The organism is Bradyrhizobium xenonodulans, assembly GCF_027594865.1.
GTDB classification, from domain to species: Bacteria; Pseudomonadota; Alphaproteobacteria; order Rhizobiales; family Xanthobacteraceae; genus Bradyrhizobium; species Bradyrhizobium xenonodulans.
Genome location: NZ_CP089391.1, coordinates 670287 through 690175 on the forward strand (window position 1 = coordinate 670287; position 19889 = coordinate 690175).

Annotated in this window: 22 protein-coding genes and 1 tRNA gene; 14 read left to right on the top strand and 9 right to left on the bottom strand. The window is 65.4% G+C overall.

Annotation, left to right across the window (positions count from 1 at the left end; genetic code table 11):
- Window positions 1-3 precede the first annotated feature (3 nt).
- The 3 genes from I3J27_RS03185 to I3J27_RS03195 all read left to right on the top strand — a co-directional run bounded on the left by I3J27_RS03185 (window position 4) and on the right by I3J27_RS03195 (window position 1561).
- Window positions 4-375 (top strand): dimethylsulfonioproprionate lyase family protein, encoded by a 372-nt coding sequence (locus I3J27_RS03185; protein ID WP_270165110.1) that lies wholly within the window; start codon window positions 4-6, stop codon window positions 373-375.
- Between the two features lie 47 nt (window positions 376-422).
- Window positions 423-1379, top strand: coding sequence for a tripartite tricarboxylate transporter substrate-binding protein (locus I3J27_RS03190; protein ID WP_270165112.1), 957 nt, complete (start codon window positions 423-425; stop codon window positions 1377-1379).
- Between the two features lie 105 nt (window positions 1380-1484).
- Window positions 1485-1561, top strand: a tRNA-Arg gene (locus tag I3J27_RS03195).
- Window positions 1562-1674: 113 nt separating this feature from the next.
- Here the strand turns inward: I3J27_RS03195 and I3J27_RS03200 are convergent.
- On the bottom strand, window positions 1675-3066 hold the full coding sequence (locus I3J27_RS03200) for an NAD-dependent succinate-semialdehyde dehydrogenase (RefSeq protein WP_270165114.1): 1392 nt from the start codon (window positions 3064-3066) through the stop codon (window positions 1675-1677).
- Window positions 3067-3261: 195 nt separating this feature from the next.
- On the opposite strand from I3J27_RS03200, the gene I3J27_RS03205 reads away from it, so the two are divergent.
- The gene (locus tag I3J27_RS03205) at window positions 3262-4401 is read left to right on the top strand and encodes an amidohydrolase/deacetylase family metallohydrolase (protein ID WP_270165116.1); all 1140 of its coding nucleotides are present in this window, start codon (window positions 3262-3264) and stop codon (window positions 4399-4401) included.
- Between the two features lie 5 nt (window positions 4402-4406).
- Here I3J27_RS03205 and I3J27_RS03210 read toward each other — a convergent pair whose 3' ends face one another.
- From I3J27_RS03210 to I3J27_RS03220, 3 genes are read right to left on the bottom strand one after another with little or no spacing between them, the layout of a single operon-like run.
- Complete coding sequence (locus tag I3J27_RS03210) at window positions 4407-4949, bottom strand: TlpA family protein disulfide reductase (protein WP_270165118.1); 543 nt, start codon at window positions 4947-4949, stop codon at window positions 4407-4409.
- A 28-nt stretch (window positions 4950-4977) separates the two neighbouring features.
- Window positions 4978-5439, bottom strand: a complete 462-nt coding sequence (locus tag I3J27_RS03215) for a DsrE family protein (protein WP_270165120.1) — start codon at window positions 5437-5439, stop codon at window positions 4978-4980.
- A gap of 14 nt (window positions 5440-5453) precedes the next feature.
- The gene (locus I3J27_RS03220; protein ID WP_270165121.1) at window positions 5454-5882 is read right to left on the bottom strand and encodes a DoxX family protein; all 429 of its coding nucleotides are present in this window, start codon (window positions 5880-5882) and stop codon (window positions 5454-5456) included.
- 103 nt (window positions 5883-5985) lie between these two features.
- On the opposite strand from I3J27_RS03220, the gene I3J27_RS03225 reads away from it, so the two are divergent.
- Both I3J27_RS03225 and I3J27_RS03230 read left to right on the top strand, forming a co-directional pair.
- Window positions 5986-6870, top strand: coding sequence for a LysR family transcriptional regulator (locus tag I3J27_RS03225; protein ID WP_270165123.1), 885 nt, complete (start codon window positions 5986-5988; stop codon window positions 6868-6870).
- 26 nt (window positions 6871-6896) lie between these two features.
- Window positions 6897-7952, top strand: coding sequence for a DUF2252 family protein (locus tag I3J27_RS03230; protein WP_270165125.1), 1056 nt, complete (start codon window positions 6897-6899; stop codon window positions 7950-7952).
- A 19-nt stretch (window positions 7953-7971) separates the two neighbouring features.
- Here the strand turns inward: I3J27_RS03230 and I3J27_RS03235 are convergent, their stop codons facing one another.
- A complete protein-coding gene (locus tag I3J27_RS03235; RefSeq protein ID WP_270165127.1) occupies window positions 7972-9117 on the bottom strand; it encodes an acyl-CoA dehydrogenase family protein in 1146 nt (381 codons plus the stop codon).
- A 118-nt stretch (window positions 9118-9235) separates the two neighbouring features.
- Here I3J27_RS03235 and I3J27_RS03240 point away from each other — a divergent pair, with 118 nt between their 5' ends.
- The gene (locus tag I3J27_RS03240) at window positions 9236-9934 is read left to right on the top strand and encodes an alpha/beta hydrolase family protein (protein ID WP_270173026.1); all 699 of its coding nucleotides are present in this window, start codon (window positions 9236-9238) and stop codon (window positions 9932-9934) included.
- Window positions 9935-9937: 3 nt separating this feature from the next.
- On the opposite strand, the gene I3J27_RS03245 is transcribed toward I3J27_RS03240, so the two are convergent.
- Window positions 9938-10912 carry a ketopantoate reductase family protein gene (locus tag I3J27_RS03245; protein WP_270165130.1) on the bottom strand — a complete coding sequence of 325 codons (975 nt, stop codon included), beginning with the start codon at window positions 10910-10912 and terminating at the stop codon, window positions 9938-9940.
- A gap of 158 nt (window positions 10913-11070) precedes the next feature.
- Here I3J27_RS03245 and I3J27_RS03250 point away from each other — a divergent pair, with 158 nt between their 5' ends.
- Entirely contained in the window at window positions 11071-11874 is an 804-nt protein-coding gene (locus I3J27_RS03250) for an enoyl-CoA hydratase-related protein (RefSeq protein WP_270165133.1), read from the top strand.
- Window positions 11875-11877: 3 nt separating this feature from the next.
- On the opposite strand, the gene I3J27_RS03255 is transcribed toward I3J27_RS03250, so the two are convergent.
- Complete coding sequence (locus I3J27_RS03255; protein ID WP_270165135.1) at window positions 11878-12141, bottom strand: hypothetical protein; 264 nt, start codon at window positions 12139-12141, stop codon at window positions 11878-11880.
- A 67-nt stretch (window positions 12142-12208) separates the two neighbouring features.
- Window positions 12209-13093 carry a LysR family transcriptional regulator gene (locus I3J27_RS03260; RefSeq protein WP_270165137.1) on the bottom strand — a complete coding sequence of 295 codons (885 nt, stop codon included), beginning with the start codon at window positions 13091-13093 and terminating at the stop codon, window positions 12209-12211.
- Window positions 13094-13203: 110 nt separating this feature from the next.
- Here I3J27_RS03260 and I3J27_RS03265 point away from each other — a divergent pair, with 110 nt between their 5' ends.
- The 4 genes from I3J27_RS03265 to I3J27_RS03280 all read left to right on the top strand — a co-directional run bounded on the left by I3J27_RS03265 (window position 13204) and on the right by I3J27_RS03280 (window position 17361).
- Window positions 13204-14568, top strand: coding sequence for an FAD-dependent oxidoreductase (locus tag I3J27_RS03265; RefSeq protein WP_270165139.1), 1365 nt, complete (start codon window positions 13204-13206; stop codon window positions 14566-14568).
- A gap of 34 nt (window positions 14569-14602) precedes the next feature.
- Entirely contained in the window at window positions 14603-15607 is a 1005-nt protein-coding gene (locus I3J27_RS03270) for an ABC transporter substrate-binding protein (RefSeq protein ID WP_270165142.1), read from the top strand.
- Between the two features lie 166 nt (window positions 15608-15773).
- Entirely contained in the window at window positions 15774-16547 is a 774-nt protein-coding gene (locus I3J27_RS03275) for an ABC transporter ATP-binding protein (RefSeq protein WP_270165145.1), read from the top strand.
- Entirely contained in the window at window positions 16540-17361 is an 822-nt protein-coding gene (locus tag I3J27_RS03280; RefSeq protein ID WP_270165148.1) for an ABC transporter permease, read from the top strand. The genes I3J27_RS03275 and I3J27_RS03280 overlap by 8 nt, the downstream gene beginning before the upstream one ends.
- A gap of 113 nt (window positions 17362-17474) precedes the next feature.
- Here I3J27_RS03280 and gtdA read toward each other — a convergent pair whose 3' ends face one another.
- Complete coding sequence (gene gtdA / locus I3J27_RS03285) at window positions 17475-18515, bottom strand: gentisate 1,2-dioxygenase (RefSeq protein WP_270165151.1); 1041 nt, start codon at window positions 18513-18515, stop codon at window positions 17475-17477.
- A 104-nt stretch (window positions 18516-18619) separates the two neighbouring features.
- Between gtdA and maiA the strand changes: the two genes are divergently transcribed.
- Both maiA and I3J27_RS03295 read left to right on the top strand, forming a co-directional pair.
- Complete coding sequence (maiA, locus tag I3J27_RS03290) at window positions 18620-19252, top strand: maleylacetoacetate isomerase (protein WP_270165154.1); 633 nt, start codon at window positions 18620-18622, stop codon at window positions 19250-19252.
- A complete protein-coding gene (locus I3J27_RS03295; RefSeq protein ID WP_270165157.1) occupies window positions 19242-19751 on the top strand; it encodes a MarR family winged helix-turn-helix transcriptional regulator in 510 nt (169 codons plus the stop codon). The genes maiA and I3J27_RS03295 overlap by 11 nt, the downstream gene beginning before the upstream one ends.
- The last annotated feature ends 138 nt before the right edge of the window (window positions 19752-19889 follow it).

Genomic DNA, 19889 nt, shown 5'->3' on the forward strand with positions numbered 1-19889 from the left:
GGCGTGAGCCAGAAGGACGAATTCCACAACATCGATAATCCCGGCGACGGATTGTTCCGCGAACTCGCCGCGGGGGTGACCACGCGCATCTTCTCCGGCGAGCAGGCGATGCTGTCGGTGGTGACGCTGGCGCCGCATGCGCAGGGCACGCTGCATCATCATCCCGAGGAGCAATGGGGCGTGCTGCTCGACGGCTCCGCCATCCGCGTCCAGGGCGATGAGGAAATCCCCGTGACCAAGGGCGATTTCTGGCGCACCCCCGGCAACGTGCCGCACACCATGCGCGCCGGCCCCGACGGCGCCCGCGTGCTGGACATTTTCAGTCCGCCGCGGCCAGAATACAAAAAAGCGGGGTCGGGTTTCGGAACGACCTGAAGCGCCAAAGAGCAAAAGCCAGGCGCCAGACAAAAAGGGAGGGGACCATGACGATCACGCGACGAACGCTGCTGGCTGCGCCGGCCATCCTCGCAATGGGGCCGGCGGCAGCGCAGGCCTCTAAAATCACGCTGGTGGTGCCGTTCCCGCCGGGCGGCTCGACCGACGCGATGGCGCGGCTGCTCCAGAGCCATCTGCAGACCAAGCTTGGCCGCATCGTCGTGGTCGAGAACAAGTCGGGCGCCGCCGGCGCGCTCGGTGCGGCGCAGGTTGCCAAGAGCCCGGCGGACGGATCGTCCTTCCTGGTCACCTTCGATTCCCACGCCGTGATTCCGTCCATCCTCGACAAGCCGCCGGTCGACGTCGAGCGCGAGCTGATGCCGGTGTTGCTGGTCGGCACTGCGCCTTATGTGATCGCAGCCGGCGCCGGCCGCCCCTACAACAGCTTCGCCGACGTGGTCGCCGCCTGCAAGGCGACCCCCGGCGCGGTGAAATACGCCTCCGTCGGCATCGGCACGCTTGGCCATCTCGCCATGACCGTGCTCGGCAGCAAGGCCGGCGTCGAGATCATGCACGTGCCCTATCGCGGCGGCGGCCCTGCGATGAACGACGTGCTCGGCGGCCATGTCGATCTGATCGCGGGATCGGCGGCGCTGGTCGCCGCCCAGCTCGGCACCAACATGTTGCGACCGATCCTGCAGCTCGGCCGCACGCGGCTGCCGGCCTTGCCGGATACGCCGACCGCAATCGAGGCCGGCTTTCCGGACTTCGAGACGCTCGCCTGGTGGGGCATCTTCGCGCCCGCTGGCACGCCTGCGGATGTCGTCGCGGCCATGGCGACGGCGTCCAAGGAGATCCTCAGCGAGCCCGCGACCGCCGCCCAGCTCAAGGACACCCAGCACATGACGCTGCTGCTTGAGGACAGCGCCGCCTTCAAGACCTTCTTCGACAAGCAGGTCGCCTATTGGCGCAAGGTGGTGAAAGATAATAACATCAAGGCGTAAGCCCGCCGGCAGACCTTTCGCATTGGGCCAGGCAGAGGGCTTCCGGTCCCGCCGCCGCTTTGATATGTACACTCCTAGGCAACCCGCCTCACCGGCGGGTTCCGCGGTCCCGTAGCTCAGCCGGATAGAGCGGCGGTTTCCTAAACCGTAGGTCGCATGTTCGAGTCATGCCGGGATCGCCAGCCTTTCAATGCCGCCTTTCGGCGGTCGCACCGATCGGCGCGGTGACGAGATATTTCACAACAATTTCGGACGCGGGAGCTGGCCTCGGCCAGCCCCCAAACGCAGCGCTCGATCAGAACCGCGCGTCGATATCGACGACGTCGATCAGCTTGTGGTTGACGAATTCCTTGAGCCCGAGCCCGAGGAGCTCGCGGCCATAGCCCGATCGTTTGATGCCGCCGAAAGGCAGGTCCGCTTCCACCTTGGTCGGGTGATTGACGAAGACCATGCCGGTCGAGATCTTTCGCGCGAGTTCGGCCCCGCGTTTGGTGTCCGACGTGAACACCGAGCCGCCCAGGCCGAACGGGGAATCGTTTGCGATGCGCACCGCGTCGGCGTCGTCCTTGGCGCGGAACAGCATGGAGACCGGGCCGAAGAATTCCCAATAGCGGGCCGGATTGTCCTCGTTCACCTCGGTGAGAATCGTGGGCTGTACGAAGGCGCCTTGGTTGGGCACCGATGGACCGACCTCCTCGGCTTTCGCGCCGTGCTTCACGGCTTGCTGAATTCTTTCCCGAATCTCGTCGGCGGCATGTTGTGAGGAGAGCGGCGCCAGCGTCGTGTCGGGATCGAACGGGTCACCGGCCCTGAGGGCGGCAACACCCTTGCGATAGCGCGTCAGGAATTCATCGTACACCTCGTCCACGATGATCATGCGCTTGGAGGACACGCAGACCTGGCCGCCATTCCAGTGCCGGCCGAACACCGCCCATTTGACGGTCTTTTCCATGTCGGCATCGGCCAAGACGACGAACGCGTCAGCGCCGCCAAGCTCCATCGTGGATTTCTTCAGGGCCTTGCCAGCCTGGGCGGCGACGATTGCGCCGGCGTCCTCGGACCCGGTCAGTGCGACACCGTGGACCCTGGGATCGTTGATGATCATCTCGACCTGTGAGCGGGTCGCGTAGAGCTTGGTGAAGCATCCGTCCGGCAGGCCGGCCTCGCGCATGATGCGTTCGAAGGCTGCCGCGCTTTGCGGCACGTTCGAGGCATGCTTCAGCAGGATGGTGTTTCCGGCCGACAGTTGCGGCGCGATGATGCGCGCGATCTGGTAGTAGGGAAAATTCCACGGCTCGATGGCGAGGATCACGCCAAGCGGATCGTGAACGATCATCGCCTCGCCCTCTGCCGGATCAGCGACCGGCAGTTTCTCCGGCCGCAACAAATGCTCGGCGTTCAGCACGTAATATTCGAAGATGCGTGCGCAAAGGTCGACTTCCGCCTTGGCCTCGGCAAAGAGCTTGCCCATCTCGAGCGTCAGAAGGCGCGCATAGGCATCGCTGTCCCGCCGCAGAATATCGGCGGCCTTTTGCAGGATCGCAGTGCGTGCCGAGATCGGCACCTCGCGCCAGGCGCGAAAGGCCGCGTCGGCCCTGTCGATGGCCGTGCTGATCTCCTCGTCACTTGCACTGGGAAAAGTCTTCAGAGTCTCGCCAGTATAGGGATTGACGGTGGCGTAGCTCATGTCCGTATTCCTTTTGGGCGGGCAGGTTGTTGGAAGGCCAGATCGCTGCCGGCTTTCCGGTCAGTCGGATCATATGTTCGGGCCCGGCTCGGACATTGACATGAGTCATGTCGTGTTTATCGATGTGCAGGGAGATGCCTGCCTGTCCGGCCTGCTGATCCCGCCTGCAGCTGATTGCCATATCCGGAGACAATGATGCCTTTCGACTTGATCCTGCGCGGCGGCCGTGTGGTCGACCCGTCCCAGAAGCTCGACGCGGTGACCGATGTCGCCTTTGCGGGCGGCAAGGTCGCCGCAGTGGGCAGCGGACTCAAGGCCGATCCGGGCACGGAGGTCCGCGACGTCTCGCGGTACATCGTGACGCCGGGGCTGATTGATCTCCACACCCATGTCTATTGGGGCGGCACCTCGCTCGGCATCGACGCCGAGGAATTTTGCCGCCTGTCCGGCGTCACCACGGCGGTCGACACCGGCAGTGCTGGCCCCGGCAACTTTGCCGGCTTCCGCAAGCATGTGATCGAGCCGAGCCAGGTCCGCATCCTCGCTTATCTGCACGTCTCGCATGCCGGCATCTTCGGCTTCTCGCACCGGATCATGGTCGGCGAGAGCGAGGAGCTCAGGCTGATGAATCCGATCGAGGCAGCCAAGGTGGCGGATGAAAACCGCGATCTCATCGTCGGCATCAAGGTCCGCGTGGGGCTGCACTCCTCGGGCACGTCTGGGGCCGTACCGCTCGACATCGCGCTGGAAGTCGCAAACGAGGTCGGCATGCCCCTGATGGCGCATATCGATCATCCGCCGCCGAGCTATGAGGAGGTGCTGGCACGCCTGCGTCCCGGCGACGTGCTCACCCATGCCTTCCGCCCCTTCCCCAACACGCCGGCGACGGCGCAGGGCACGGTGAAGAGGGCCGTGCTCGACGCGCGCGAGCGCGGCGTGCTGTTCGACATCGGCCACGGCAAGGGCTCGTTCGCGTTCAAGACCGCGCGCGCGATGCTCGCCAACGGCTTCTATCCGGACACGATCTCCTCCGACATCCATCAGCTTTGCATCGACGGTCCCGCCTTCGACCAGGTCACGACCATGTCGAAATTCCTGTGCATGGGCATGGAGCTGTCCGACGTGGTCGCGGCCTCGACGGTGAATGCGGCGATGGCGCTGCGGCGTCCCGAGCTCGGCAGCCTCAAGCCGGGCAGCGTCGGCGACGCCACGCTTGTTACGGTCAGGCAAGGCCAGTTCGACTACGAAGACGTCGTCGGCGAGCACCTGATCGGCGACCGCAAGATCGCGTCCGAGGGTGTCGTCATCGGCGGCCGCTGGTGGCATCCGAACTAATCGGATCAGGCCTGCTCGCGATAGAATTGCAGCAGGCGTCCGCCGGCTGGTGAGAGCCAGTCGGGTGCGCCGGTGATGTAGCCCTCGACCTGGCCGCTCGTTCCGACCAGATAGGTGATGGGCATGCCGACCAGCGGGAACATCGCTTTGGATGCGTCGGCCGCCGCGCCGTAGGCATCGATGTAGCAGGCGAGGTTTTGCACGGCGAGGCCGCCGAGAAATGTGCGGATCTTGCGCAGGTCTTTCGTGTCGGTGCAGATTGCGACGATGTCGACCCGGTCGGGCCGCGATCCCGCAAGGCTTGCGAGCATGGGCAGATCGAGCCGGCAGGCCGCGCACCACGTCGCCCAGAAATTGACGAGGGTGATGCGGCCCGGCTTCGCCGTCCCCGCCACGTCCTTTCCATGCAGGTCCTGAAGCCGTATCGGCGGCATCGCCGCGCGCGGCCGCACCATTGTGAACTGGCTGCGGCCGGCCTCGAACACCGGCGGCCAGCTTTCCTGCGCATAGGACGCGCGCAGGGACGCGATGAACATCGGCGCAGCCATCAGGATCGATCGCCGCGAGATTCCCGCCTCATGCATGGATATAGGCCCAGCCCTTGTGTTGCAGGTCGACAACGCGTCCGATTCCGAAGGGGACGAGACTCGCGCCTGCGATCAGCGGGATCGTGATCTGCTCCTTGGCTTCCGCGATCGTCTTGGACGAGGCACACATGCTGTAGGTCAGGTTCGGCAGCGACTGCCGCAGCGTCGCGAGCGGCTCGACCAGCGGGGTCTTGTCCGCCCGGAAGACGTCGATGCCCTTGCCGTTGGCGACGACCTCGATCAGCAACCTCGCACCCCTGTCGGCAAAGTGTTTTGCGAGGTTGGCAGAGTAGCTGATCGCATGACCCATGACATAAGGCTCGTTGCTGTCGATCAGGATCACGACGCCCTCGGCGGCACGATCCTCCTTGGCCGCGGCACCGCCGCCGGCCGTGAGGATCGCGGTCCCCGCGAGCAGGCCCCTGCGGGACCATCCGTTGACCGGGATCATGCCGATCCTGCCGATCAGAACTGGCGCGGCGCGATCGGCGCCTTGCTGTTGCGTCCCCACAGCACGAACAGGCTGAGCGCGAGCAGGACGACATTGAGCGGGGTGACCGGCATCTCGCCGCGCGAGAGGTGGAAGACCAGCGCAATCACCTGCAATACCGAACAGCCCAGTGCGGCCAGCACCGTCAGCCGCGGCAGGATCCGCGTCAGCGCCGGCAGCAGGATGCCGATCCCGCCGGCGAGATCGACCAGCGCGATGGCGCGGACGAAGGTTTCGGAATATTGCCCGGCCCAGGGCATCATCGCGGCCAGCTGGGGAATCGGCGTGGTCAGCTTGACGAACCCGGCCGAGATGAACACGACGGCGAGCAGGACCTGCGCGGCCCACAGGCCGATGCGAAGGGCGCGGCCGGGAGCACGGGTCTCGAGAGCGGTGGTGGACATGGTGGTTCTCCGAAATGTGAGCGTCGCCACCATTTGATGGTTTCGCCATATTTGATCATTATGCGTTCCGGGATGGGTTCATTTCTTGGATGTTGATGATTTCATGGATTCCCTGGTCAGCATGAGAGTGTTCTGCCTGGTGGCCGAGCTGAAGAGCTTCGCGACCGCGGCGCAGCGCCTGCGCATCTCGCCCGCCATGGCGAGCAAGCATGTGATGCAGCTCGAGAAGCGGCTCGGCACGCGGCTGCTCAACCGCACCAGCCGGCGCGTCAGCCTGAGCGAGAGCGGGACGCTCTATTTCGAGCAAACGCGGCAGATGCTCGATTCGCTCGACGAGGTCGAGGCCGCCGTCAGCCACGCGACCGTCGTTCCGCACGGCACGCTGCGGCTGACCGCGCCGGTATGGATGGCGAATGCGATCTTCGCGGGCGTGCTGGCGGACTATCAGGCGCGCTATCCCGAGGTGCGCCTCGACGTCGATCTCAGCGGACGGCTGGTCAATCTGGTCGAGGAAGGTTTTGACCTTGCTCTGCGCGCGACCGGGGCGCCCGACGAGGCGCTGATCGCGCGTCCCATCACCAGGGTCCCATTCTACATGGTCGCCGCACCCGCCTACCTCAAACGCGTCGGGCGCCCGACCAAGCTGGCCGATATCGCCGGCCAGGCGCTGTTGCATTATGCGCTTTATCCCGGCGAGAGCTTCTCTTTCGCCGGCGAGCACGGCACCGAAACCGTCAAGCTGAATCCGGTGCTGCGCAGCGCCAACGAAACGCTGCTGCACCTGGCGGCACTCGAAGGCATGGGTCTCGCCTTCCTGCCGAAATGGCTGGTCACCGACGACATCGCCGCCGGCCGTCTCGAGCACGTCATGTCCAAGCAGATCATTTTCGAGGGAAAGCTGTTCGCGGTCTATCCAAGCCGCAAATATCTCTCCGCGAAGGTGCGGACCTTCATCGACTTCGTCGCCGCCGACAAGCGGATGAGATAGCGTCGTAAGTCACTGGGCTGAATCACATGCGATTTCACGACGACAACGCCGAATTCGAAGCGTGGCTGCGCAGCCAATGCCGTGTCGTCGAGAGCGATCTCGCCCACAAGCACAAGCGCATGCGGAAGAGCGCGTTCATCTTCCTGCGCGCGACCTATTTCCGCTGGGCACGGCGCATCGAGACGATCCACCCCGCGCTGAAGGCCGCGCCGCGCGTTCTCTCGGTCGGCGACACCCATACCGAAAATTACGGGACCTGGCGCGACCTGGAGGGACGCCTCGTCTGGGGCGTCAACGATTTCGACGAGGCCGCAATCATGCCCTATCCGTTCGACCTGGTGCGCCTGGCAACGAGTGCCCGGCTCGCGCAGGACATGGCAGTCGGCAGCCGTGAGGCCGCGGCCGTCATTCTCGACGGTTACAGGCGGGGCGTGATGCAGCCGCATCCTGCGCTCCTGGACGAGCATGAAACGTGGATGCGGAGCTATGTTGCCTGCTCCGATCAGGATCGTGCAAAATTCTGGCGCGACGTGAAGGCGTATCCGGATGCGAAGCCGCCGCGGCATGTCGCATCCGCTCTCAAGGGCAGCCTGCCGCCGGGCGCCTCGTTGGTCCGCTTCGCCTCGCGCAGGAACGGCAACGGCAGCCTGGGCAGGCCGCGCTACGTCGCAATCGCACAGTGGTGCGGCGGCCAGATCGTCAGGGAGGCCAAGGCACTGGTGCCGTCGGCGTGGGATTGGGCGCTCGGTATCAAGAGCGAGCCGCGCTTCATGTCGCTTGCGACCGGAGCATACCGCGCCCCCGATCCGCATCTGGCGCTCGACGGCGGCTTCATCCTCCGGCGGATTGCCCCGGATTCGCGCAAGGTGGATCTCGGCGACCGTCCGGTCGGGAGGCTCAAGCTCGACCTCTTGCGCGCCATGGGCTTCGACATCGGGGCGATCCATGCCGCGACGAAGGGCGCGTCCGAAAAAATCCTCGCCGACGTCGGAGCGCGCAAGGCGGATTGGCTCTACGGCGCGGCAAAGGCCGCGGCCGAGGCAGTCGAGGAGGATTTTGCGGAGTGGCGCGCCGCAAAATGAGCGGACGAGACGTGCTGCGCTACAACGACCTTGCGATCAAGAGCTTCATGATCTCGTTGGTGCCGCCATAGATCTTCTGGATGCGGGAATCGATGAAGATGCGCGAGATCGGATATTCCTGCATGTAGCCGTAGCCGCCGAACAGCTGGAGGCATTCATCGGCGGTCTGGACCTGCTTGTCCGAGCACCAGTATTTCGCCATCGACGCCGTGACGGTGTCGAGGTCTCTTGCGACCAGGCGCTCGATGCACCAGTCGACGAAGACGCGTGCGATCATCGCCTCGGTCTTGCGCTCGGCGAGCGTGAAGGCGGTGTTCTGGAAATCCATCAGCGGCTTGCCGAACGCTTTGCGCTCCTTGGTGTAATCGACGGTGAGCTTGACGGCGCGCTCCATCGCGGCGACGGCGCCGACCGCGAGCGCGAGGCGCTCCTGCGGCAATTGCTGCATCAATTGGACGAACCCCTGGCCTTCCTCCTTGCCGAGCAGGTTTTCCGGCGGGACCGTGACATTGTCGAAGAACAGCTCGGACGTGTCGGAGGCATGCAGGCCGATCTTGTCGAGGTTGCGCCCGCGCTTGTAGCCGTCCGCGCCAGATGTCTCGACCACGATCAGCGAGATGCCCTTGGCACCGGCTTCACCGGTGCGCGCGACCACGACGACGAGGTCGGCGGCCTGGCCATTGGTGATGAACGTCTTCTGGCCGTTGATGACGTAGGAATTGCCCTGTTTTTTGGCCGTGGTTTTCACGGCCTGCAAATCCGAGCCGGTGCCGGGCTCGGTCATGGCGATGGCGCCGACCATCTCGCCCGAGGCCATCTTCGGCAGCCAGCGCTTCTTCTGCTCCTCCGAGCCGTAATTGAGGATGTAATGCGCGACGATGGCGCTGTGCACGGAGACGCCGGTCGTCAGCTCCGGCACGGTGCTTTCGAGGTCGTCCAGCACCGCCGCGTCATAGGCGAAGGTGGCACCGAGGCCGCCATATTCCTCGGGTACGCTCGCCAGCAGCGCACCCATCTCGCCGAGCCCGCGCCAAGCGAAGCGGTCGACCATCTTCTGCTCGCGCCATTTCTCGGCATGCGGTGCCAGATCCTTGGTCAGATACTTCCGGAACTGGTCGCGAAAAACGTCAAGCTCTTCGGTCATCCAGGAGGAGCGATAGGACATGATTACCTCGGTTGATGCGGTCCCGGCTTCGTAGGCTAGTCGGCCGCGGCAATTATTGTGTTTTCAGGCTGCGCCGGTGACGGTACCAAGGCGGCCGGAAACGCGTCTGTCGGGATATCTGATTGTGGCCGTCAAAACCCAAGCCGTCAAAACCAAAGAGCTCAAGCTCGACATCGAGCGCATCGGCACGGTCTCGGCGATTCTGACGCAGCCGGACAGCGCGCGTGCCTGCTATGTCCTGGCGCATGGCGCGGGCGCCGACATGCGGCATGCCTTCATGGAAAAGGTCGCGATGGGCCTTGCGGAACGGGGCATCGCGACGCTCCGCTTCAATTTTCCCTACATGGAAAAGAAACTGGGGCGCCCCGACCAGCCGGCCGTCGCGCACGCCGCCATCCGCGCGGCGGTCGAGGAGGCGGCGCGGCTGTGTCCCGGCGTGACGCTTGTCGCCGGCGGAAAATCGTTCGGCGGACGCATGACGTCGCAGGCGCAATCCAAGGCGCCGCTGCCTGATGTGAAGGGGCTCGCGTTCCTCGGCTTTCCCCTGCACGCCGCCAAGAAGCCGTCGAGCGAGCGCGCCGAGCATCTCGCCGGCATCGCCATCCCGATGCTGTTCCTGCAAGGTACGCGCGATGGGCTTGCCGATCTCGGCCATCTCAAGCCCGTCATCAAGGAACTCGGGGCGAGGGCGACGCTGCATGAGGTCGAGGGCGGCGACCACTCCTTCGCGGTGCTGAAGAAGTCCGGCCGGACCAACGAAGAGGCGCTGACAGAGGTGCTCGACACGCTCGCGGCCTGGATCTACGCGCTCGCCTGAGCTTCACGCCGAATACAGCCCCTTGTCGCGCGCCTTCTGGATCGCGAGCGCGGCGATCAGGTCGAGCGTCGGCGTCGACAGGCCGGCGGTGCGCGCGAAGGCGGCGGGCGCCTTCACCAGCACGTCGATCTCCATGGCGCGGCCGAGCTCGTAATCCTGCAGCAGCGACGGCTTGTGGTTGGGGGCGGGGCCGCTCCGGGTCACGCGCTTGACCTCGGGGATGAAGTGCTGGGCGATGTCGTTGGCCTCGTTCAGCATCCGCGGAATGACCTCGGCAAAGGCCGGATCGTCGCGCACGCCGCGCGCGGTCTGGCCGGTGAGCAGGCACAGCACCGACAGCGACATGTTGGTCAGCAGCTTTGACCAGATCGCCTCGCGGATCTCGGCGACCGGCGGCGATTCCAGCCGCGCCTCGTTCAGGATCCCGCGAAGCCTGGTGATGCGTTCGCAATGGCGGTCGTCGCATTCGCCGATCAAGACGCGGTTGCGGTCCGGTGTCAGGTTCTGCACCACGCCGGGCGCGATCACCTCGTTGGAGGAGAACACGACGCCGCCGACGATCCGCTCCTTGGGGATACAGGCGCGCAGGCGCCCGCCCGGGTCGAGGAAGGAAATATCCGGCGGTGTCGGATGGCGAGGCGGCAGCCCGATCCCGTACCACCAGGGAATGCCGTTCTGCGCGAACACGATCGCGGTGTCGTCCTGAAGCAGCGGCTTGATGCTGGCAACCAGCCCGGTCAGCGCGGTGGCCTTCAGCGTCGAGATCACCACGTCCTGGGGGCCGAGCTGGGCCGGATCGCCTGACGCGTTCACCTTGGCGGAGACCTCGGAATCGCCGACGCGCAGCTTGAGGCCATTGGCTCGAACCGCCTCCAGATGCGCGCCGCGCATCACGCACGAAACGTCATGACCGGCACGCGCCAGCCGTACCGCAAGATGGCTGCCGACGGCGCCCGCGCCGAAGATGCAGATGCGCATGATGATGTCCCGTCCCTGATCCCTTGAATGCCGCCCGACGGCAGCATGACACAAGCCGCCATGCGATGGACGCGGCCGCCCCACGCTGGAAAGATATGGATCGGAGCGCGTTGCCTCGGCCATAGTGCGCGCCAAGCAAGATGACCGGAGGATCGCCGATGACTGCCAGCCCCGTCCTGTGGACCCTGGATGAGCGTGGGGTCGCGACCGTCACGTTGAACCGGCCGGAGGTCAACAATGCCTATGACGGCGCGCTGATCGCGGGCGTGCTCGCCGCCATGGACGACCTGGCCAAGGAGCCGAACCTGCGCGTCGTGGTGCTCCGGGGCAACGGCAAGCATTTCCAGGCCGGCGCCGATCTCAAATGGATCAACGGCGTGCGGCCGCAATCGGCGGAGGCGAACGAGGCGGCCTCGCAGGCGACCTTCGAGGCCGTGCAGCGGCTCAACACGCTGCCGATCCCGACGGTGGCGCTGGTGCAGGGCGGCTGCTTTGGCGGCGGCACCGGCGTGATCGCGGCCTGCGACGTCGTGCTTGCGGCGGACAATGCCCTGTTCTCGATCACCGAGGTACGATGGGGCCTGACCGCCGCGATCATCATCCCGCAGCTCTGCGATGCCATTAGTGTACGGCAAGTCCGCCGTTACGCGCTGACCGGCGAGCGTTTCGGCGCCGACGACGCTCGCCGCATCGGCCTCGTCCATGAGGTGGTGCCGCTCGCCGAGCTGGATGCCGCCGGCGCGAAGGTGGTCGAGCAACTGCTCGCCAACGGGCCGGACGCGATGGCCGAGACCAAGCGCCTCGCGCTGGAGAGCTCGTTCGGCGGCATGGCGGTGGACGATGCCGCCTACAAGCGGCTCGTGCACCTGCATTCGCTCAAGCGCCAGAGCGCGGAGGCGGCGGAAGGGCTGGCCTCGTTCGCCGAGAAGCGCGCGGCGAATTGGGGCGGCGGGAAAGGCTGAACGTCAGCAGCCGCGGCAGATGTTGTTGATGCTGCGGTAGACGGCGTCGTCGTCCTGCCGCATCTGACGCACCGATTCGAGCGTCTTGCTCTCGGCGGCCCGCGCGGCGGGCTTGCGTTTCGCCGCAAGTTCTTCCTCCTGGCGCTTGTAGCAGGCCTCGCGATCGGCCTTGGCCTGGATGAAGCGGCAGTTCTGCTCCAAAGCTGCGGCGGGGGTTGCCGAAAGCGCGAGGGCGGTCAGGACGTATTTCACAAATGTCGAATCCATGGCGGCCCTTCTCTCAGGTCCGCCCTGCGAGAGCAACCGCCATGTTGCGACAGGTGCACGACACGGCTTACAGCGACGGCGCGAGTGACGTTTTCAGCAGCGCGAGCAGCGCCTGTACCGCGGCGGCATTGCGCCGGCGCTCGGGGATCGCGGCCTTGACCCACAATTCCGGAATCGGAAAGTCGCGCAGCACCGGCTTGAGCGTGCCGTCGCGCAAGGCATCCGCGACGAGATAATGCGACATCAGCGCGATGCCGTTGCCGGCGATCGCGCTACGCGCCAGCACATGTCCCTCGTTCGAGGAGAGCAGCGGGCTGACCTGGATGCTGATGCGGCCGCGCGGACCGTCAAAGACCCATTCCGGACCGGTCGGCAGGAAGCTGAGGCAGCGATGCTCGACGAGGTCGCGCGGATGTTTTGGCGCGCCGTGTTTCTTCAAGTAAGCCGGTGAAGCGCAGAGCAGCCGCTTCAGCGCGCACAGCGGCTCGTCGACCACGCCGCCGAAGGAATGCGGGAAGGCGCCGATGGCGATGTCAAAACCCTCTGTCACCGGATCAACCGGGCGATCGATCAGCACGATCTCGAGTTTCAATCGTGGGTTCTGGGTCTGGAAGGCGCTGAAGGCGTCGGCGAGGCGCGCCACCGTCAGCGAGGTCGGCGCCTTGATGCGGAGGTGGTCGACGAGATCGTGGCCCTTCTCGCCCATGCGCGAGAGCAAATCGGTGGCGTCAGTGACGACGCCGCGGGCGCGATGCACGTAACGCTGGCCGGCTTCGGTCAGCCGCAACTGCCGGGTGGAGCGGCGAAACAGTGGCGTGCCGATCCGCGTTTCCAACTGCGTGACGCGCTTGGCGACCACCGAGGTCGAGACATCAAGCTTTCGCGCGGCGGCGGAGAAGCCGGCGGCATCGGCGGTGGCAAGGAAGGCCTGGAGGTTCACGAGGATGTCCATGTCGACCTTTCTCGATTTGCGAAAGCTGATCGCGTATTTTGGTGGATTGTAGCCTGCCTCGCGCTAATTCATAGTCGGCCCCAAGCAAGAGATTTGGGAAGGGACGCGCCATGCGGGCCACGATGATCGAAGAACCGGCACGTCAGGTGCCGCTCTACGGCGAATATGAAGTCGTCGTGCTCGGCGGTGGGCCGGCGGGCATCGTCGCTGCCGGCTCGGCGGCGCGCGCGGGGCGCAAAACGCTTCTGATCGAGCGCTACGGATTCCTCGGCGGCATGGGGACGGCGGCCGGCGTCACCAATTTTTGCGGCCTGCACGGCAACGTCTATGGCCAGGCGCACCGGCTGGTGCAGGGCATGGCGTCCGAGCTGCTGGCGCGGATCGACCGGCTCAACGGCCTCAATGCGCCGCATCTGATCCTCGGCAAGGTCTTCGCCCAGGCCTATGACACCGCCGCCTACAAGATCGCAGCCGATCAACTGCTCGCAAGCCACAAGGTCCACATCCTCTTCCATGCGCTCGGCGCCGGCGTCGTGATGGGCGATAACAGCCGCATCGACGCGCTGCTGGTGGAGACCAAGGCCGGCCGGCAGGCGGTGCGCGCGGAGATCTTCATCGATTGCTCGGGCGACGGCGATCTCGCGGTCTGGGCAGGTGCACCGTTCGACATCGGCGACGAGCACGGTCATCCGATGTATCCCTCGATGATGCTGCGCCTCAACGGCATCGATCCCGAGAAGGCCGGCGATGCCTGGCGGACCATCCCGCTATTGATGGAGAAGGCGCTCGCCGCCGGCACCCACACATTTCCGCGCAAGAGCGCGATCGTGCGACCCCAAAAATCCGGCATCGAATGGCGGGTGAATTTCACGCAAGTGGCCCGTGAGGACGGCCACGCCATCAACGGCGTCGAGCCCGACGATCTCACCCGCGGCGAGATCGAGGGCCGCAAGCAGGCGCTCGCCGCGTTCGAATTCCTGCGCACCGTGCCGGGCTTCGAAAAGTCCTACATCGTCGACCTGCCGCCGCAGCTCGGCATCCGCGAGACCCGCCGCATCAAGGGGGGCTACCAGCTCAGCGGCGAGGACGTGCTCGGTTGTGCCTCCTTCGAGGACTCGATCGGTGTCAATGGCTGGCCGATCGAGGCCCATGTTGCCGGCGACGTCGTCTTCACGTTTCCGCCAATCCCGGACTCGCGCGGCTATAACGAGCTGCCGTACCGGATGCTGGTACCCGAGGGTATCGACAATCTCCTGGTCGCCGGCCGCTGTGCCTCGATGACCCATGAGGGCCAGTCGGCGGCGCGGGTCTCCGGGGCCTGTTTCGCGATGGGGGAGGCCGCCGGTTCCGCCGCAGCGCTCGCGCTCGCCGGAAACCGGATCCCGCGCGAGATACAAGTTGAAAAATTGCAGGAAACGTTGAAACAACAGGGCGCCTTCATCGGGCGGGACCAGATGGTGCCCGAAGGCCTGTAACGGACTGCAAAACAACGACGGCGGAGGAAACGGGATGATCGGGATTGCGCGGCTCGCGCTGGCGAGCCTTCTGGCGATCATGGCGACGGGCTCGGCGAGGTCCGAGGACGCGTTGAAGGCCAGGGTCGGCGTGCTGCGCCTGTCGTCCTCCGCGCCGGTCTTCATCGCGCAGGACAAGAGCTATTTTCGCGAGGCCGGTCTGGAGGTCGAGCTGAAATTCTTCGACGCGGCGCAACCGATCGCGGTGGCGACGACCTCGGGCGACGTCGATTTCGGCGTCACCGCCTTCACGGCCGGTCTCTACAATCTCGCCGGCAAGGGCACGCTGAAAGTGATCGGCGGCATGAGCCGTGAGAGGGCCGGCTACCCCCTGATCGGCTATTTCGCCAGCAACAACGCCTATGCGGCCGGGCTGAAGACGCCGAAGGACCTCGCGGGCAAGCGCGTGGCGATGACGCAGGTCGGATCGAGCTTCCACTATTCGCTCGGCCTGCTCGCCGACAAATACGGCTTCAAGCTCGCGGAGGTGAAGATCGTGCCGCTGCAATCGCTTTCGAATGCCGCGGCCGCGCTCAAGGGCGAGACCGTCGATGCGGCGCTGCTGCCGATCTCGACCGCGCGCAAGCTGATGGACGAGGGCGGCGCGAAGTTTCTGGGCTGGGTCGGGGACGAGACGCCCTGGCAACTCGGCGCGGTGTTCGCCTCGCCGAAGACGCTGACCAACAAGGAGCTGGTGACGAAATTCCTCGGTGTGCTCGCGAAAGCCGATCGCGAATATCACGACGTCATCCTCGCCGCGATGAAGGACGGCGTCGCCCCGATCAACGACAAGACGAAGCCGCTGCTGGAGATCATCGCCAAATATACCAATCTGCCGGTCGAGCAGGTGGTCGGCAATTGCGCCTATATCGATCCCGACGGCAAGCTCGACGTGAAGAACGTCGACAACCAGATCAAATGGCTCCAGGAGCAGGGCTTCGCGGACAAGGGCTTTGACGCGAATGCGATCATCGCCAAGGACTATGTGAAGGCGGATTGATGCTGCGCCCTCCTCTCCATCCCCGTCATCCTGAGGTGCTGGACTTGCGGCTTGCCGCAAGGCGAGCCTCGAAGGATGTACTGCCGAGCTGCATCCGGGCCGTACATCCTTCGAGGCTCGCTTCGCGAGCACCTCAGGATGACGGGTCGAAAGTGGAGGGTTGCACATGGACCTGATCGCCAACCACATCTCCCACCGCTTCGGCGATCTCGCCGTGCTCGACGACGTCTCCTTCACCGTCAGCGCCGGCGAGGTGGTGGCGATCGTGGGGCCCTCGGGTTGCGGCAAGAGCACGCTGCTGTCGATCCTCGGCGGGCTGTTGCAGCCGAATTCGGGCACGCCCGAACTGCGCGGCGCGCCGCCGGCGGACAGTCTCAATCCGCTCACCTTCGTGTTCCAGGATTTTGCGCTGCTGCCCTGGGCCACGGTGGAGGAGAATGTCGAATTCCCGCTGCTGCACACGCAACTCTCCGCGACCCAGCGCCGGGCGCTGGTCGACGATGCCCTGCGCCGCACCGGGCTGACCGATTTTCGCAGAACCTATCCAAAACAGCTCTCCGGCGGCATGCGCCAGCGCGTCGGCATTTCACGTGCGCTTGCAGTCAGGCCTGCCATTCTCCTGATGGACGAGCCGCTCTCGGCGCTGGATTCGCAGACCCGTGAGCTCCTGATGGAGGATTTCGTCCGCCTGCTCGCCGACGGCGGCATGGGCGCGGTCTATGTCACGCATAATCTCGAAGAGGCAGCGCGGCTTGCCGACCGCATCGTGGTGCTGTCGCGCCGGCCCGGCCGCATTCGCGAGGTCGTGACCGTGCCGATGACGCGCACCGAACGCGGCGAAGCGGCTGCGCGCGAAAAGCTGCTCGCGCTTCAGAACCAGATCTGGTCGCTGATCCGCAACGAGGCGATCGATGCCGAGCGCGAGGTCCAGCATGCTTGATCGCGCGTCGGTGGAAGCGACCAAGAACGAGACGACGCGGCGCGTCCGTTTCCGCGGCGCCGGCTTCGTGCCCGCCTCCAGCCGCTTCGGTGGCTTGATCGCGCTCGCGCTCGTCATCGCGATCTGGCAGGCGGCCGGCAGCACCGGCCTCGTCAATCCGCTGTTCCTGCCGCCGCCCTCGGCGATCGCGCGCGCGATCTACCAGCTCGCGATCTCAGGCGCGCTCTGGCAGCATCTCTCGGCATCGTTGCTGCGCATCGGCGTCGGCTGGCTGCTCGGGACGGCGGCCGGCGTCGCGGTCGGGTTTGCCATTGGGCTGTCGCGGCTTGCGCGCAGCGTCGGCATCACCTTCATCTCCGCGCTGTTCCCGATTCCGAAGATCGCGCTGCTGCCGCTGTTGATCCTCTGGCTCGGCATCGGCGAAGAGCCGAAGATCGCGACCATCGCGCTCGGCGTGTTCTTCTCGACTGCGATCTCGGTCTATAGCGGCGTCGACGCCGTGCCGCGCAATCTCATCCGCATGGCGCAAAGCTTCAACGTTCCCTTCGCAACCATCGTGCGCAAGGTGATCTGGCCCGGCGCGCTGCCCGCGATCCTCGCCGGCTTTCGCATCACAGCCTCGGTCGCGCTTCTGCTCGTCGTCAGCGCCGAGATGATCGGCGCGCAATACGGCATCGGCGCGTTCGTGCTCCAGGCCGGAAATCTGATGCAGACGGATCAGCTTTTGGCGGGCGTGGTGATCCTGTCGGCGTTCGGGCTGGCCGTGGGCAGGGTGATCGGCTGGCTGGAGACGCGGTTATTGCACTGGCGGTAGCTACAATCGCCGCCGCCGTAGGGTGGGCAAAGCGAAGCGTGCCCACCATTTCTTCATGAGCTGCGAAGACGTGGGCACGGCGCAAGGGCGCCTTTGCCCAGCCTACGAGAGCCTCACGCGTTGCCGCGATCCTCGCGAAACAGATCCAGCTTCTGCTGCACCGGCCGATCCGAGAAGCTGAACAGCACGGCGTCGTCGTCCGCCTCGTGTGTGACCCACTGCCAGCTCGGCACCACGAACAGATCGCGCGGGCCCCATTCGAAAACCGCGTCGCCGATCCGGCTGCGGCCGCGCCCTTCGATCGGGCAGAACACGGTGGCATCCGTTGCGCGATAGCGCGTAGTTTTAAAGCCCTTCGGCAGCAGCTGGATGAAGGTGCCGATGGTCGGCATCGCGAAATCGCCGGTCTCGGGGTTGCTGAATTTCAGCTTCAAGCCGTGACAGGCATCCCATTCCTGGCTCGGGCGAGCCTTCTCCAGCGCCTCGCGGGTGTAGGCATAGGGATAGCTGAAGATCGGCGAGGTCTTCGAGCTCCGCTTCACGTCGACCGGCAGCAGATTGTGGCCGTAGCGGGCAAAGCTGTCGCCGGCCGGCTTGGTGATCTTCTGCTGGTCCTCCTTGGAGCCTTCCGCGAAGGAGCAGTCGAAGAACTGCACCAGCGGGATATCGAGGCCGTCGAGCCAGAACATCGGCTCGTCGGTCTCGTTGGAATGATCGTGCCAGGTCATCGACGGCGTGATGATGAAGTCGCCAGGCGCCATCGCGGTGCGCTCGCCGTCGACCGCGGTGTGGGCGCCCTTGCCTTCGAGCACGAAGCGCAGCGCCGACTGGCTGTGCCGGTGCGCGGGCGCGACGTCGCCGGGCACCACCATCTGCACGCCGGCATAGAGCGAGGTCGTGATCTTGGACTGTCCGCGAAGGCCGGGATTCTCCAGCACCAGCACGCGCCGCTCGGCTTCCTTGGCGGTGATCAGCTTGCCGGCTTCCGTCATGTAGTCGCGGATGACGTCGAACTTCCAGAGGTGCGGGCGGCAAGCGCTCTTCGGCTCCGGCGTGATCAGATCGCTCATGACCGTCCACAGCGCGGTGAGATTTTCGCCGTCGATCTTCCGGTAGAACGCCTCGCGTTCCGGCGTCTTGGTCACGGCTTCCATGGCGCGCCTCCTGTTCTCGTTTGTAAATTGACAGTATACTGACGATCTGGCTAGCGTCAACGTGGCGAACGACGTACAAGCAACGGGAAAACGGGAGGATTCCGATGAAGCTGCACGGCTATTTCCGCTCCAGCGCCGCCTACCGGGTGCGGATCGCGCTGAACCTGAAGGGCATCAGTGCCGAGCATCTGCCGCATCATCTGCGCAAGGGCGAGCAATGCGCGCCTAGCTATCTCGCTATCAACCCGCAGGGCCTGGTGCCCGCGTTGGAGAACGATGCAGGCGCCGTGCTGACCCAATCGGTTGCGATCATCGAATGGCTCGACGAGACGCACCCCAATTCGCCGCTGCTGCCGAAGGATACGTTGCAACGCGCCAAGGTGAGGGCATTTGCGCTCGCGATCGCCTGCGACACCCATCCGGTTCAGAACCTGAAGGTGCTGGCGCGGCTGCGCGAGCTTGGTCTTGCCGAGGAGAAAGTCCAGGACTGGGCGGCATGGGTCAACCGCGAAGGGCTGTCGGCCTGTGAAACCCTGATCAAGGGCGAGCCCGGGCCGTTCTGCTTCGGTCATACGCCGACGCTCGCTGATCTCTGCCTCGTGCCGCAGCTCGCCAATGCGCGCCGGTTCGGCGTCGATGTCTCCGCCTATCCGCGCCTGCTGAAGGCAGAAGCCGCGGCAAAGGCGCTGCCGGCCTTCGCCAATGCCGCGCCGGAGAAGCAGCCCGATGCCGAGTAAGCCTGCTCCGATCACGATCGACGCGGTCTATGCCGCGCCGGGCTATCTGTTCCGGCGCATGCAGCAGATTGCGGTCTCGATCTTCATGGAGGAGTGCAGGGCCTTCGACCTCACCCCAGTGCAATACGCGGCGCTGATCGCGATCCACACCCATCCCGGCATCGACGCAACGCGGCTGTCGGCCGTGATCGCCTTCGACCGCTCCACGCTCGGTAGCGTGATCGAGCGGCTCCAGGCCAAGGATTATGTCGAGCGTAAGCCGGCGCCCGAGGACAAGCGGATCAAGCTGCTCTATCTGACCAAGTCAGGCGCCGCGATCCTGCGCGAGATCATTCCCGCCGTCGAACGCGCCCAGGCCCGCATGCTGGAGCCGCTCAAGCCCGCCGACCGCAAGACGCTGATGGGGCTCTTGGTGCAGCTCGTCGATCTCAACAACGAGGCCTCGCGGGTGCCGCTGCGGGCGGAAGATGCGCTGGAGCATCTGGGGAAGGGTGGGTGAGGGGAGGAATTGGCGACGCTGTCGCCTTTATCTCCGCTGTCATTCCCCGCGAAGGCGGGGAATCCAGTACGCCGCGGCCCGTCGGGCCAATCACTGCCGTCTCTGGAATACTGGATCGCCCGCCTGCGCGGGCGATGA